Origin of the sequence: Mycoplasmopsis maculosa (assembly GCF_900660665.1) — a bacterium.
GTDB classification, from domain to species: domain Bacteria; phylum Bacillota_I; class Bacilli_A; order Mycoplasmatales; family Metamycoplasmataceae; genus Mycoplasmopsis; species Mycoplasmopsis maculosa.
This window is the reverse complement of record NZ_LR215037.1, coordinates 389511-404417: the sequence shown is the minus strand read 5'-3', so window position 1 is coordinate 404417 and position 14907 is coordinate 389511. Positions and strand designations below refer to the sequence as shown.

Below are 14907 nucleotides of genomic sequence, written 5' to 3'. Positions count from 1 at the left end.
TTATCCTTCTTTATTTGATTTTCTAAAAAATATAAACATTAGTTAAGAGGAAAAAATCTTAATAGAGAAATATAAAGAAATTTTTAAATACGATTTAGAAGATGAAAATAATTTGAAACTTTATTCACATAATGTTTTAGAAATAGATGAAAATTAAGGAATCAAAAAAACTTGACTTTATACTGAATTTACTTCAGAAGTATTAGATTCGGTTTTAAAAAACTTGATAAAACAAATAAAAATTTTATTAACGAATATTCTATAAGTGTTTTATATCTAACAATAGGTATTTTGAGAAAAGATAAGGTGTTTTTTTATTAAAAAAATACCTTTTTATTTGTATTTTAAAAAGGTATAAATTGTTAATTAAATTATTTTTCTATTTTTGCTTATTTTTAACTAAAATTAAATTATGAATTTTATAATCTCCAATATCATTATATGAAATAATTAAATATTTTTTATGTTCATTTGTTTCTTCTGTTATAAAAGTGTTAATAAAAGTGGCTTTTGAAGAAAACATAATTTTTTTATTTATATCATCTATGTTTATTGTTGTTTCTTTATTTTGAAAATCTATTTTATAAGTATTTTCATCAATTATAACTTCATTGATATTATTGTTTTTATTAATAATTAATTTGTCTTCAAATGTGGTTCCTTTAAATGAAACATTTGTAATACCAATAATATGTTTTTGATTATTAGAATTTACAGCTGCTTCTCAGTTTATTCTTATCCAATTTGTTTTTATTGGAGAAAAGTTTATTCTTTTAACATCAGAAATGTTTATTAACCTATTATTATACGTACCCATAGGTCCTAATTCTTCATCAGTAATTTTATCTTGATTATTTACATTCGTTCAATTAATTCCATCTTCTGAATGTTGAACAAATATTTTTTTAGGTAATTTACCACTAGAATTTCCATTTGAGGCGTATTTTCAAAATATTAGTTCTAATCTAGATATTATTTCTTTATTTTGTCAATGAAAAACTAAATTATTGTTTTGATCTTTTCCGAACGTTCCTCAATTGTCTCATCTAGATCCACTATCTACATAATTTCCGTTTCTATCTATTAATTTAGATAAATTTGGTATACCACCATCGTGAGTACTTTTTTCAATATCAATACTTCAATTATCTTCTTTTACAACATAATCAGATTCTACAATTTTCTTTTTGTCTTGAGTGTACACTTTTGCAAAGACTTTAACTTCTTCATTGTTTATTATTACAGTTCCAAATATTTTCGAATCATTATAAAATACTTTTAAATCATCATGATTTCAATTAACACTAAAAAATCTTTCATTATTATCTTCGGTAAAAAATTTAATGTTGCTAGGTAGTTGGTTGTTTAAAATTTTTTCACCTGAAAAAATTTTAAAAATAGGATTTATATATGCTTTATAATTGTTCAATTTTGGTGTATTAATTTCAACTTCTTTATTATTATTACCTAAACTTAAATCTATTTTATTAGTAAAATTATTATTTTCTATATATTTATTATCTTTTTCTATTTCTGTTTTACTATTGTTTGAGCAAGAAATAACAACAATAGGAGTAAATAAAATTCCGGTTGAAAATAATTTTATTTTATTTTTTAACATTATTTATCTCCTTCGTTTTTAATTTCTTTTAAATATCAAGGTAAATCATATTTATTAGGGTCATATAAATTTGCTTTAAAAATTTGTGAAGCAACAGAGTTGAAATTATTTAAAGTAAGAGGATTTTCGTTATTTCAATTGATGCCAAAATAATTATGTGTTCGTGTATCATATCTTATTCCGCTAGAAACACCTCTACCATTTCCTGATTGTCATGTAGAAAAGTATCTATCATTAGATATATACATACCACTTCCTGAAGCTCCACTACCTGTAAAAACAGGAGAATAATTACTTAAAAATCTAACTTCAACATAATTATCTGAAATACTTGATCTTCTATTTATTGAACCAGCATAAGTAGTGCTAGGTCATCCTAATGTAGAAAATTCTCTTAAAGAAGGAACGTTTACGTTGATTTGATTTGCAGGAACATCAAATTTTGCGTTTCCTTTTTTCATTAGATTCTCTATTTTTCAAACAATTTGCATATTTCCACTAGATCTAGCACTTCTTAATTTATCATTTAAATCCATTATAAACACAGTTAAATCTTGATTACTTTTACTTGTTCCTTCAACTGGTAATTGTTCTTTACCAGTTCATAGAATTTTTATTTGTGTATTATGCAATGTTTGTACACCAGAAATTCTAATATTATATTTTTTATCAATATTATTCATAGTATATGGAGCAAAACCATATTTTTTGTTATTTCTAGTAGGAAGGAAATTATTACCTGTAAGACCAGCAAAATTTAAACTATTGCCACCTTCAACGTGATTATTTGTTATTGCGTAAAATGTAGCATCATTAGGATCATTATTAACTTTTGCAATAATACTTACTGTACCAAATCAAGTATTTCCATCTATTAATAAGTTTCTTGAATAAACTGATTCTACTAAATCTCAATCTCTATATTGTTTAATACGTAATTGCTCGCCACTAAGTTTATATCCTTCATGTAATTTATAATGAACATTTTGGTTTGGGTAATAAACATCTTTATTTTTTTGAAAGTCTAAATCACTATAAAATAAAATAGGTTGTGAAAATTCATTGTATTCAATATTTTTGTAATCAAATCTGTTTTGATCAATATTAAAGTTTTCATTTTCTTCATCATTTGAATATTTAATTGTTGTTTTAACAGCAGCAGGTAAAATAACAAATGCTCTATTTTTATCAAATTTAGTTTGGTTAGAATTAAATCTTTGAGTTTCAGGATCATTAATAATTATTTTATAACTACTATCTTCTGTTCATATTTTAAATTTAATTCCTTCATTTTCATTTCAAGCAACACTAATATAATATTTAAATTTATTGTTACCATCTGTTGCATAAAATTCATTTAATAAAACTTTTTTATCTATTAATTCGTCAAAATTTATTTGCAAAATAGTACTATTTGAAATATCTCTTATTCTTGAATTTTTTCTAGAATCGTTTACTAAAGAGTTTCCTAATATTTGGAATTTCAAATATCTATTTTTTGAATTATTTTTTAATAATGTTTTTTCTAAATATTTCTTTTTTAAAGTTCATTTTGCAACATTTATTTTTTCATCTAATGATCATAGTAAATCTTCTCAAAGAGGTTCTAAAATTCTTTCTCTTAAGATATTATCATTTGACTCATAAATTGTTTTTAAATTATCATTAGAAAATTCAAGATATTCATTTATAATTGGTTCATTTGTTTCCATAAAATTATCAATTTTATATCAATTATTCCCAATAATTCATTGATCATTTTTGCTTTTAACCTTTAATTTTATATAAGCTGAATTACCACTTATTTTTGCAATTTGTGCTATTTTAAAATATGAAACAGGTAATGAATAATTTTTATATGATAGTTCATCATTAGTTGAATTTATTGTTATATATTGATTTAACTCTTCAATATTTTCAGTAAACTCCTTAGCTTTTTTAGTTGCTAAAACTTCCTTATTTATATTTAAGTCGCTTAATTTTATATTATTTAAAATAATTTCAGGATATAAAGCTTGTTGATAGTCATTTACTAAATTTATTAATGTATACCTTTTATCTATTGTGAATCTTACATTTGTGTTTGTTTTACTTATATACCCTAGTTTAAAACTCATTCCTCTTTTTCCAACTTTTTGTAAATCGTAGTAATAAACAAAAAACTGTCTTCTTAATGGGTTTAAATCAGTATTATTAATTTGTATTTCATCTGAAAAAATACTTGCTTCTAATGGAACATAAGCATCATTATCATAGTTAATGCCGCCATTAGTATTTTGATTTCTTTTAATATCAAGCATATATTCAAGACCAATTTCTGCCTTTTGTTCAATTAGATCAGAAGGATTTATAACTCTATAATTTGTGTTTCTTGTTTCGCCTCATGATTTTCTAAAGAAGAAGTTTGATTCATTAATAGAATTAGCTATTTCTAAATAATTATTAGAAGGCTGCTCGTAATTAGTAAAGTCTTCTGCAGTAAAATTTTCATTATTTTTTGGTTTAATATCAGCAAAAGTTAAAAATTTAAAACTACCAATACGTTTTTTATATCTTCTTAATTCTTCAATATTTTGAAATGGAACTTCAACACCATCTTTTTTATATCAGAAAACAAATTCAGCTCTTCCTTCATAATCTTCAATATTTAGTAATTCTTTTATAAAAATTTCAAATTTACCAAACTTGGGTAATTCATATAGTGAATGAAAGGCTTCAATACCATCTGAAGCTAAATAATTTATATGACTTACTTTGCTTTCTTCTTTTATTTTTACTAAAGACATTAAGTCAGAAATATTTGAACTTTTTATAATACTTAATATTTTTTGTTCATCTCTATTATCTATTTCCTCTTCTTGGTTTTCAATATTGGTAATAAAATTAATAGCATTATTTGTTGATATATTAAAACTTTTTATTTTTTGATTATTAAACATAACATCTAATGTTGTAACAATTTTATTTTCTGAAATACTAAAATTGTCTGTTAGTTTATAATTAAAAAATTTACTTATTTTTCTAGATTTAGGTTTAAAATACTTTGTTTTGTTTTCAAAATCTAAATTATTAAATTGTTCAATTGTTAATTTAGATAGTTCATAATAGTTTATTTCATAATTTTGATCTAAATTTACTATATTTAAGTCATTTATTGTTTGATTTATATCTTTTGTAAATGTGTGTTTTTTAATAAAAGTGTAATTAATTTCTGGTTTTTCTCTTAACTCAGCTCTTACCTCTACATTTAAAATATTTTTATCATCATTATCAAGGGTTAAATTAACTATTTCGAAATTATAAGAATTTGTATCAAAATTATCAAATAAAACTTTTGCATTTAAAAAATCAAATGAAGCAGAAGTGCTATATTCATTAAGAGAATATCTTTGAACATTAGGATTTTCTAAATTATAAATTGATTCAGTTTCTTCTTTAAAAAGTTCTAAAACAGTTTTTTCATTGTTGTTTTGGTCAGAAGATTCTTCTGAAATTAGCTGATTATAGTAAGATATTAAATCATCAATTTCTTTAATGTTTTCATTTAAATTTAGAATATTTATATTTTTAATAGAGTTGTTTTCAACTAAATTATTAAATTTATACAGTTCTTTATAAAATTTATAGGCGTATTTATTTTTAAAAGTATTTGAATTAATTTTTTCATTTATTGAATTTATAGAACTAATTAATTCATTTGTTTTATTTATAATTAATTCAATATTTTCTTTTAATAAGTTAACTTGTTCTACATCAGTAATAATATCAGCATATTCTTTTAATAATTCTTTATTTTTACTTGAAAATGAAAGTTTATCAATTTCAAGTTTTAATTCATTAATTTTGTTGTCAATTCTTTGCTCTAATTTTTTAAATAAAATATCATTTTTTTCATATTCATCATAAAAAATTATTTTTTCATTTTCTTTTAATAAAAATTCTTTTTCATCGTTTGTTAAAATATTAGAATTATTTATTTTATTTTTCGCTTTTTCTTTCAATGAAACTAAATTTGAACTTAAAAGGTTATTTGTTAATATCGTTTCTCTAAAAGATTCAATTATTTTGTTTGATTTTGCAATAATTTCTTCTATATTATTTAAATTATTAAAATTTATTAAAAAATTATCTGCTTCATTTAATAAACTAGAATCAATATTTTTATAATTATTAATTAAACTAGATATATTGATCATATTTTTATTTAAACTATGAATTAACTCTTTAACATTATGATTTATTTTATTATAACTATATAAATATATAAATAAATTAGCTCTATAAGATTTTATATATTCAAAAATAATATTAAAGTCTAATTTAATCTCGTTTAAATTATTTATAAACTCTTCAAAAGATTCATTTTCTTGACTTATTTTGTCATTTCTTATTTTAATTTTTAAATAAGTTTCTTCAATTTGTGAAATTAAATCTAAATTAATATTTCTATATAAATTACTATTTGTATTTAGATATTTATCATACTCTTCAAGTTTAGAAGTTATATTGTTATCAATAAAATAATTCTTTAACTCTTTAAAAGGTTTATTAATATCTGTTTTATAAATATTTTTATAAATATTTAAAAAAGTAATTAATCTATCTGTAAGTTCTATTGGATAGTTTTTGCTTTCAATATCTAAAAGAACATTTCTTTTTATATTTGTAAAATAATTTAAATTATTTTCATCAAAATATTTTTTTTACTTTATCAACTTGAATTTTTTCTTCTTTAGAATAATCAGTATTTACAGAACATGAAATACTAGTAAATAATGTTGATATTAGTAACGGGCTTAATAAATTTAGTTTCTTTTTCATATATTTCCTTTTTTTATTAATGTATTATAAAAATTTGATTAATATATATTAAATTTTATATTATTAGTATGATTTCAAAACTTATTAATTTGCATTAATAAATTTGAATATTTAAAAAAACAAGAAAAGTATTAATAATACTATTCTTGTGCCACATTGTAATTTACATCTTGACACCCTTTTTTATGCAAAAATTAAAAAAGGGTGTTTTTTTATATAAAAAAATCCCAAGAAAAACTTGAGATCACAGCAAATGAATTATATTAAAATTAATTATAAAATAAGAAGCATTATAGATATTAGTTTAAATGTTGAAAGAAAAACTATTTCAGAAATAGCAAAAATTTTAAATATTTCAAGACAATCTATTTCAAATGAAATAAAAATAAATTCTGATTATTGAGGTTATAACTCTGAATATGCAGAAGTAAAGCATAGAAATAGAGAAAAATGAAAAAATCATTTTAAATTTATAAATAAAATGAATTCATATAAACACTACTCTAAAGAGTTTAAAAACAAATATAACAAAAAAACTTTTAGCGTTGAACTAACACATTTATATATTAAAAATAATTTTAATTTTAAGATACCAAGCATTAAAACAGTTTATAACTGGATAAATTCAAATTTATGAGTAATAAAGCGAAAAAATATTTTGAGGAAACAATACACAAAAGGCGGAAAAAGGGATGGTGGACCTGCTTATAAAAGATTAGTTGGTGCTAGATGAGTCAGACCGTTTTGAACAAGACCAAAAGAAATAAACGAAAGAAGTACTTTTGGCCATTGGGAAATAGATTTAATTGTAGGAAAACAAAAAGCAGGGCATTCACACATTCTATCATTTGTCGAAAGATACAGCAGATATGGTATTTTGGTAAAAGTTGACAGTAAAAACCCTTGGTATATTGCTTTAATATTATTTGAACTAATAAAAATATACAATTTAAATGTTAAGTCAATAACATCTGATAATGGATTTGAATTTAATTCACTTTTTATAATTGGATATAAGTTAAAAATTTTTATTTATAAGGCAGATCCTTATGCTTCTCAGCAAAGAGGAACAAACGAAAATTTTAATGGATATGTTAGACGTTTTTTTAAGAAAAAAACTGATTTTAATTTAATTTCTAATAATGAAATTTTAAAAGTTCAACGAGAAATAAACAATATTCCAAGAAAAATACATGGTTACTTAAGTGCTTCTGAAATGTATGCACTTTGTGAAATAAAAGAGCCTGGTCTAAATATACCATTAAACGAAAAACTTTACAGTTGACAAAATAAAAAACGAGAAAGTAACGGTTCAAGAAATAAATTCTGGAAAACTAAAAAATAGAAAGGAAAATGTCTTAAGTTTTTCTTTTTTTATTTCTACTTTTTTAAAAAAAGTAGCAAAAATAAATAATAATAAACTGCGTTGCTGTACTTTTTCAACCACTAAAAATAGGTGTGGTGAACCACTGCTTGTATTTTTGATTACCCGATAGTAATATTTGAAAATAATATATAAAAATGGTAACCAAATTATATTGGTTACCATGTAAAGATGTAAATTACAATTTAGCACAAGAAAAGTATTAATAATACTATTCTTGTTTAATATTATTTTACGCTATCAAAAACCTTTTTAATTTCTTCATATGGTAAATAACCACCACCGTTGTAAGCTACTTCACCATTATTGTAAATAAATCAAGCAGGAATTGAGCTTACTCTATATTCAGCAGCTAATGAAGGATTTTCATCAACATTTATTCTATATACTTGAACGCCGTCTTTTTCAGCTAATTCAGTTAATGGATTCTTAAATTGTCTACATGGAGGACATCATAAAGCGTGAAAAACTAGTATAAATTTACCTTTGTTATTTGGTAAAACATTTTGTTTAAATTCGTCTGTGTTAATTTCTTGAAACATAATTTTCTCCTTAAATATATGTAATTATTATACTTAAAAAGTTGATTTTTTAGCTAAAAAATATGCTTTTTTTAACTTTTTACTAAAAATCAATGTTTTTTACATATTTTGCGTTTTTTTCAATGAATTCTCTACGTGGTAGGACATCATCTCCCATTAAAGTAGTAAAAGCTCAATCAGCTCTAGCTGCATCTTCTATTTGAACTTGATACATTTTTCTAACTTTTGGATCCATTGTTGTTTCTCAAAGTTGTTCAGGATCCATTTCTCCAAGACCTTTATAACGTTGAACTGTAATTTTTACATTTGGATTTAATTTTGCAAGAATTTCTTCTTTTTGAGCATCATTATATGCATAATCAATAAATTTGTTTTGTTGAATTTTATATAAAGGTGGTTGTGCTATATAAATAAAACCATATTCAATTAAAGGTTTGAAGTATCTATAAAAGAAAGTTAATAGTAATGTTCTAATATGAGCACCATCGACGTCAGCATCAGTCATTATAATTATTTTGTGATATCTTAATTTATTTATATTAAATCTCTCACCTAAACCAGTTCCTAATGCTGTAATAAGTGAAATAATTTCATTATTGTTTAAAACTTTATCAGAAGAAGATTTTTCTGAGTTTATAACTTTACCTCTAAGTGGTAGAATAGCTTGTACATTTCTATCACGTCCCATTTTTGCACTACCACCAGCTGAGTTACCCTCAACTATGTATAATTCACATAATTCAGCGTTTTTGCTTGTACAGTTAGCTAATTTTCCAGTCATTGATGTAAATCCATCAGCTCCAGAACCATTATCAACAGCCTTAGCCTCAGCTTCAGCCTTTAGTCTTGATTTTTTATTAACTAAACATTTTTCTACAATTTCTTTTGCTTCAAGAGGATGTTCGTCAAGATATTTTTCGATAACAGGAGCTAAAATTTCTCTAACAGCAGTTCTTGCATCTTTATTGTTTAATTTACCTTTTGTTTGTCCTTCAAAAACAGGATCTGGATGTTTAATAGAAACAGCAGCTACTAAACCACGACCAACATCATCTTTATTAAATTTATCTTTTTCTGTTTTGATTAATTTATGAGCAAGAGCATATTTATTTATAACTCTTAAAAGTGAATCATAAAAACCTAATTCATGTGTTCCACCTTCATTGGTTAAAATATTATTTGTATATGTAACTAAATTAGCTTGATGATTATGTGTATATTGCAAAGCAGCTTCAACAGCTATTGAAATTTCTTCGTTCTCGTTGTTATAAGAATAAGAACTATCAACATAAATAATATCTTTATTAATTAATGATTGGTGACTATTTAATTCCTTAACATAATCAACCAAACCACCTTCAAAATAGTATTCTTCATTTTCATTAGTTCTTTGATCTTGTAAAATTAATTTAGTTCCTTTTGTAAGATAAGCAATTTGTTTAGCATGGTCAAAAATAACTTCTGCATCAAATTCATTTTTTTCCATAATACTAAAATCGGGATGAAATCTAACTCTTGTTCCTGTTTTGCCATCATTATAATCACCAATTATTTTTAAAGGTTGATCAATTTTTCCACCATCTTTAAAATGCGCATAGTAAATATGACCATCTCTTTTTACTCAAACTTCTAAATCGTCACTCAATGCATTAACAACTGATGCACCAACACCATGAAGACCACCAGAAACTTTGTAAGTATTTGAATCAAATTTACCACCAGCATGTAAAACAGTAAAAACAGTTTCTACAGTTGAAATTCCACTTTTTGGATGTATACCAACCGGAATACCACGACCGTTATCACTTATTTCAATATATCCATCTTTTGCAATAGTTATTGAAATTTCATTTGCAAATCCAGCTAAACATTCATCAACTGAGTTATCTACAATTTCTCATATTAAATGATGTAAACCTCTTGAACTTGTAGTTCCAATATACATACCAGGTCTTTTTCTAACAGCTTCTAAGCCTTCAAGAATTTTAATATTACTTTCACCGTAATTTGAATTTGTGTTTTTGTTAATTTCTTCCATGATATCTCCTAATTAATTTCAATAAAATCAAGTGCAAAAATAGATTTAACTATTTGCTCATTTAAGCTGTCATTATTTTTATTATATATAATATTTTTATTAAGCATATTTATTAACTTTGAAGGATTTTTATGAATATTAATGTATGCTTCATAAAAATCATCAAATTTTATTGCGTTTCAATTTATTCTTTTATTAAACTTATCAATTAATAAAATATCTAAATAAATTTTTAATATTATATTATTTTCAAAATTTAAAGGTTTAAGCAAAATTAAATCAATATATTTAATAATAGCTTCTAATTCGTTATTAATGATTCTATTTTCAATTTTTTCTAAATTTTGTTTTAAATTTAAATTGTGATTATTTATGTTATTAATATTTTTTTTAGAAATTATTTTATCTAAACTAAAATTTACATTAAATAAATAGTTAAAAAGATTTATTAGTTCATTTTTAAAAAAATCAACACTAAAATCAGTTTTATAAATTTTTAGTGTATTTAAAAATAAATTTTTATATATGTCCTCAAAATTTAAATTAAAAGCACCAACAATATCATTTTTATAATTAAAATTAAATTTATCTAAAAAAGATATTGCGTTTTTTAATGATTGATTAGTTAAGAAAAATTTTTCTTTAATAAGCGAATTATAATAATCATAATCTATTCCAAATTCTTCAAAAATAAAGTTAAATAAAACTTCTTCATTTTCTGGAAAAATATTTTTATTAGCAAAATAGTTATAAAATAAGTTATTAAGTAATTCTTTTTTAAAACTTATTATTGTATTTTCATTAATTATTAAAATAATATTATAAGTTGCAATTATTTCATCTAAGGAATTTAAGATATCTTTACTTACTTTTTTTCCTTTATTTCTTGCAATATCTGAATAATTAATTCCATTTAAAATAATATCTTTTTGACTAAAAAATAGACTTTCTAAATTTTTCTTTTCTTTCATGCTTTCCTTTTAATAAATATATTTATATATAAATATATAATAAATATAATTATACAAAATTTATGCATTTTTTTCTTTTAAAATATTTTGTTTATAACTGACTTTTTCATTTAATGATTTACTAATGTTTAATTTTTTTGATAGAATAAAAGTAAGTGTTTTATATAGTTATTGATATAAAATATTTTTTATATTTATTCTTAAGAAAGGAGGCATTTATATGAATAAAGAAAATGAAAATTTAAACAAAATTACAAATCAAAATAAAGAAATGGAAAAAATAGCTAAAGAAGTTTATGAAAAATGTGAAGCAGATTCTCATAATTCAAATAGAGATAATGACATTACTATAGATCAAGTTTTAACTGGAAATAATGAAAATATTTCAAGTAGTGATAGCTCATATGTTCATACAAGAAAACAAGTTATTGATAAGAAAAATACAACTTATAAACAAACTAAATTAAGTAATTTTGTTTTAAAACTTTCAAGATTTTACGCATTAATGCCATTTTGAAAATTAGGCTTGATTACAGCTGGTTTAGCAATATTATTTGGAGTTGTTAGTGTATTTTTAGTTAAGAACCCAGGTATATATAACTTTGGCTTAGCAGCTTTTGGACAAGCTATTTCAAAATTAACTGTCACATTATTAAGAAATAATCCAGAAATTAACGGTACATTATTTAATATCATCGATCACTCTTTATTTTGAATTTTATATTTAGTATTAAGTATTCCTTTATTTATTTTTTCATGAAAAAAATTAGGAAAGCATTATACAGTTTTAACATTAGAATTTTTGGTTGTAAGTAGCTTGGTTTCAGCTGCAATGGGTCAAATACCTGCAATAAATAATTTTACTTTATTTGGTGTTTTTAATCACCCTGAAATAACTTCTGAAATTAAATCATTATTACAAACAACAGAAGGTGTTAAATGAACTTCTGATAATGTTAATAATGTTTTAAAATTAATTCCATTGCAATGAAGTGATGGCGGAAATATAATAGCTCAAATTATATTTGCTTTTGTTTATGGAATTTTATTAGCTTATTTCTTTGCTATTATTGCAATTATGGGTGGATCAGCAGGTGTAACAGGAATTATTGGTGAGTACCTTTCTATCTATAAACAAAAAGATTTCGGAACAATGAATGGTTATATCAATATCATAATTATAGTTGTATCAGTTTTAATTGGTACATACGTACCTGCTAGTTTAATAGCTAAAGATTTTAAAACTATTTATGAAAGTAATGCAGTTATGTCTGAACAAGCACGTTTAACAATTAAAAGTCTTGCAGATTTATCATGAAAAGTAGATTTTTATATATCACCTAACTTTATATCAACATTTATTTGTAATTTTGTTTTTGTTATGTGATTAAATAAATTATTCCCAAGATTTAGAATTGTTCAATGTAAAGTTTATACACATCATTTAGATGAAATAAGAGATATTATAATTAATGATCAAAGAACAATTAATAACTTTACTGTTACAAAGGGTGAAGGTGGTTACTCTGGAAATAAACTACAAATTTTATCTTCTATAACTCTTTATAGACAAGTTCCTCGTTTAATAAAGAAAATTAGATCAGTTGACCAAAACGCCTTTATTACAATAACAGATGTTGCAAGTGTTGACGGAAAATTATATATTCCTGAACACAAATTTTAATTAAATTCAGCTTTATGCTGAATTTTTATTATATTTTTATATATAATATAAAAATTATGGAAAAGAATATGTATAAATCACTATCTGAAATTAGAGATAGCTATAATGAATTATTAAAAAAATTAGACGAACCTGAAATTATTAGCGATATTAAGGAATATACAAAAATAAGTAAAGAAGTTAATAAAATCAAAGACATAGCTGAAGCTTTTAATACTTATGAAAATATTTTAAACGATATTGAAATGGCTAAAGAAATGTTAAGTTCAAAAAATGCAGAAGAAGTAGAATTTGCTAAAAGTATTATTGACGAAAATACTTCTAAATTAGCTCCTTTAGAGGAAGAATTAAAAATATTGATTTTACCAAAAGACGAAAACGATGATAAAAACGTTATAGTTGAAATAAGAGGAGCAGCAGGTGGAGATGAAGCTAATATATTTGCTGGAGACTTATTTAGAATGTATTCAAAATTTGCAGAAGAGTTAGGTTTTAAATTCAAAATATTATCTTCTTCAACAGCTTCAACTGGTGGTTTTAGTCAAATAGTTTTTTCTATAAGAGGAGAAAAAGCTTATTCAAAATTTAAGTTTGAATCTGGCGTACATAGGGTACAAAGAGTTCCAGTTACTGAAAGCGCTGGTAGAATACATACATCTACTTCAACAGTTACAGTTATGCCTGAAATAGATGATTCTGTAGATATTGAGATTAAATCACAAGATATAAAAGTAGATGTTTACCGTTCAAGTGGTGCAGGTGGTCAAAGTGTTAATACAACTGACTCAGCTGTTAGAATTACTCATATACCATCAGGTATTGTTGTTACTTCGCAAGATGAAAGAAGCCAAATTGCTAATAGAGAGACTGCTTTAATGGTTTTAAAATCAAAATTATATGATTTAGAAATGCAAAAGAAACAAGACGAAGAAGCTGGATATAGAAAATTAGCTGGCCATGGTGACAGAAGTGAAAAAATAAGAACATACAATTATCCACAAGATAGAGTAACTGATCATAGAATTTCTTTTTCAACAAGTTTAAAACCTGTTATGGAAGGTAAACTAACAGGATTAATTGATGCATTGCTTACTGAAGAACAAAATCAAAAAATAAAAGAAGGTGGTTTTTAAAATGCCTACAATTGATGATCTTCTTTTAGAAAAAAGAAGATATGGATTAGAACAAAAGGCCACAGAAGATGAAATAAAAAAACTCAACATGAACATGCCAATTCAGCTAATAATGGGATATGTTGAGTTTTTAAATACAAGAATAAATTTAAACTATAACGTTTTAATTCCAAGATACGAAACAGAAGAAATGGTTGATTTAGTATTAAAAAAATATATTAAAAATAATATGAAAATTCTTGATTTGTGCACAGGTAGTGGTTTTATTGCAATTTCATTAAAAAAGAATAACAATACTCTAGATTTAACAGCTAGTGATATAGACTCAAACGCTATTAAACAAACAAAAGAAAATGCAGAATTAAATTTAGGTAAAAATCATGATATTAAAATAATCCAAAGTGATTTATTTAAAGATATAAAAGGCAAATATGATATTATAATTTCAAATCCTCCTTATGTAGCTTATGATGATAAAGATGCGCAAAGTGAAAGTTTAAAATTTGAACCAGAACATGCAATTTTTGCACCAAAAGAAGGTTGATATTTTTATGAAAAAATATTAGAAGAAGCTCCAATTTTTTTAAATAAAAATGGATTATTAATTTTTGAAATAAATCCTAAACATAAAAATATTTGAAAAAATATTAAAAACTCAACATTATTAAAAGATATAAATGATAAATATCGTTTTGCTATTGTTAAATTTTAAT

The 14907-nt window shown here is 23.1% G+C and carries 10 protein-coding genes; 4 read left to right on the top strand and 6 right to left on the bottom strand.

What is annotated here, in order from left to right; all coding sequences use genetic code 4:
• Nucleotides 1-379: 379 nt before the first annotated feature.
• The 3 genes from EXC47_RS01625 to EXC47_RS03900 all read right to left on the bottom strand — a co-directional run bounded on the left by EXC47_RS01625 (nt 380) and on the right by EXC47_RS03900 (nt 6442).
• Complete coding sequence (locus tag EXC47_RS01625; RefSeq protein WP_129646491.1) at nt 380-1621, bottom strand: hypothetical protein; 1242 nt, start codon at nt 1619-1621, stop codon at nt 380-382.
• The gene (locus EXC47_RS01620) at nt 1621-5817 is read right to left on the bottom strand and encodes an MGA_1079 family surface serine endopeptidase (RefSeq protein WP_129646489.1); all 4197 of its coding nucleotides are present in this window, start codon (nt 5815-5817) and stop codon (nt 1621-1623) included. Before EXC47_RS01620 ends, EXC47_RS01625 begins: the two co-directional genes overlap by 1 nt.
• 484 nt (nt 5818-6301) lie before the next feature.
• Entirely contained in the window at nt 6302-6442 is a 141-nt protein-coding gene (locus tag EXC47_RS03900) for a hypothetical protein (RefSeq protein WP_165255941.1), read from the bottom strand.
• A gap of 253 nt (nt 6443-6695) precedes the next feature.
• Here EXC47_RS03900 and EXC47_RS01615 point away from each other — a divergent pair, with 253 nt between their 5' ends.
• Nucleotides 6696-7787, top strand: a complete 1092-nt coding sequence (locus tag EXC47_RS01615) for an IS30 family transposase (protein ID WP_129646079.1) — start codon at nt 6696-6698, stop codon at nt 7785-7787.
• Between the two features lie 266 nt (nt 7788-8053).
• Here the strand turns inward: EXC47_RS01615 and EXC47_RS01610 are convergent, their stop codons facing one another.
• The 3 genes from EXC47_RS01610 to EXC47_RS01600 all read right to left on the bottom strand — a co-directional run bounded on the left by EXC47_RS01610 (nt 8054) and on the right by EXC47_RS01600 (nt 11377).
• Entirely contained in the window at nt 8054-8368 is a 315-nt protein-coding gene (locus EXC47_RS01610; protein WP_129646487.1) for a thioredoxin family protein, read from the bottom strand.
• Nucleotides 8369-8450: 82 nt separating this feature from the next.
• Nucleotides 8451-10406: a DNA topoisomerase subunit B gene (locus EXC47_RS01605; protein ID WP_129646485.1), complete on the bottom strand. Its 1956-nt coding sequence runs from the start codon at nt 10404-10406 to the stop codon at nt 8451-8453.
• An 8-nt stretch (nt 10407-10414) separates the two neighbouring features.
• The gene (locus tag EXC47_RS01600) at nt 10415-11377 is read right to left on the bottom strand and encodes a hypothetical protein (protein ID WP_129646483.1); all 963 of its coding nucleotides are present in this window, start codon (nt 11375-11377) and stop codon (nt 10415-10417) included.
• A gap of 220 nt (nt 11378-11597) precedes the next feature.
• Here EXC47_RS01600 and EXC47_RS01595 point away from each other — a divergent pair, with 220 nt between their 5' ends.
• Genes EXC47_RS01595 through prmC form a run of 3 tightly spaced genes read left to right on the top strand, consistent with a single transcriptional unit; the run spans nt 11598 to nt 14906 of the window.
• Nucleotides 11598-13061: a DUF2179 domain-containing protein gene (locus EXC47_RS01595; RefSeq protein ID WP_129646481.1), complete on the top strand. Its 1464-nt coding sequence runs from the start codon at nt 11598-11600 to the stop codon at nt 13059-13061.
• A gap of 56 nt (nt 13062-13117) precedes the next feature.
• Entirely contained in the window at nt 13118-14194 is a 1077-nt protein-coding gene (gene prfA, locus EXC47_RS01590; protein ID WP_129646479.1) for a peptide chain release factor 1, read from the top strand.
• 1 nt (nt 14195) lies between these two features.
• Nucleotides 14196-14906: a peptide chain release factor N(5)-glutamine methyltransferase gene (gene prmC, locus EXC47_RS01585; protein ID WP_129646477.1), complete on the top strand. Its 711-nt coding sequence runs from the start codon at nt 14196-14198 to the stop codon at nt 14904-14906.
• Nucleotide 14907 lies beyond the last annotated feature (1 nt).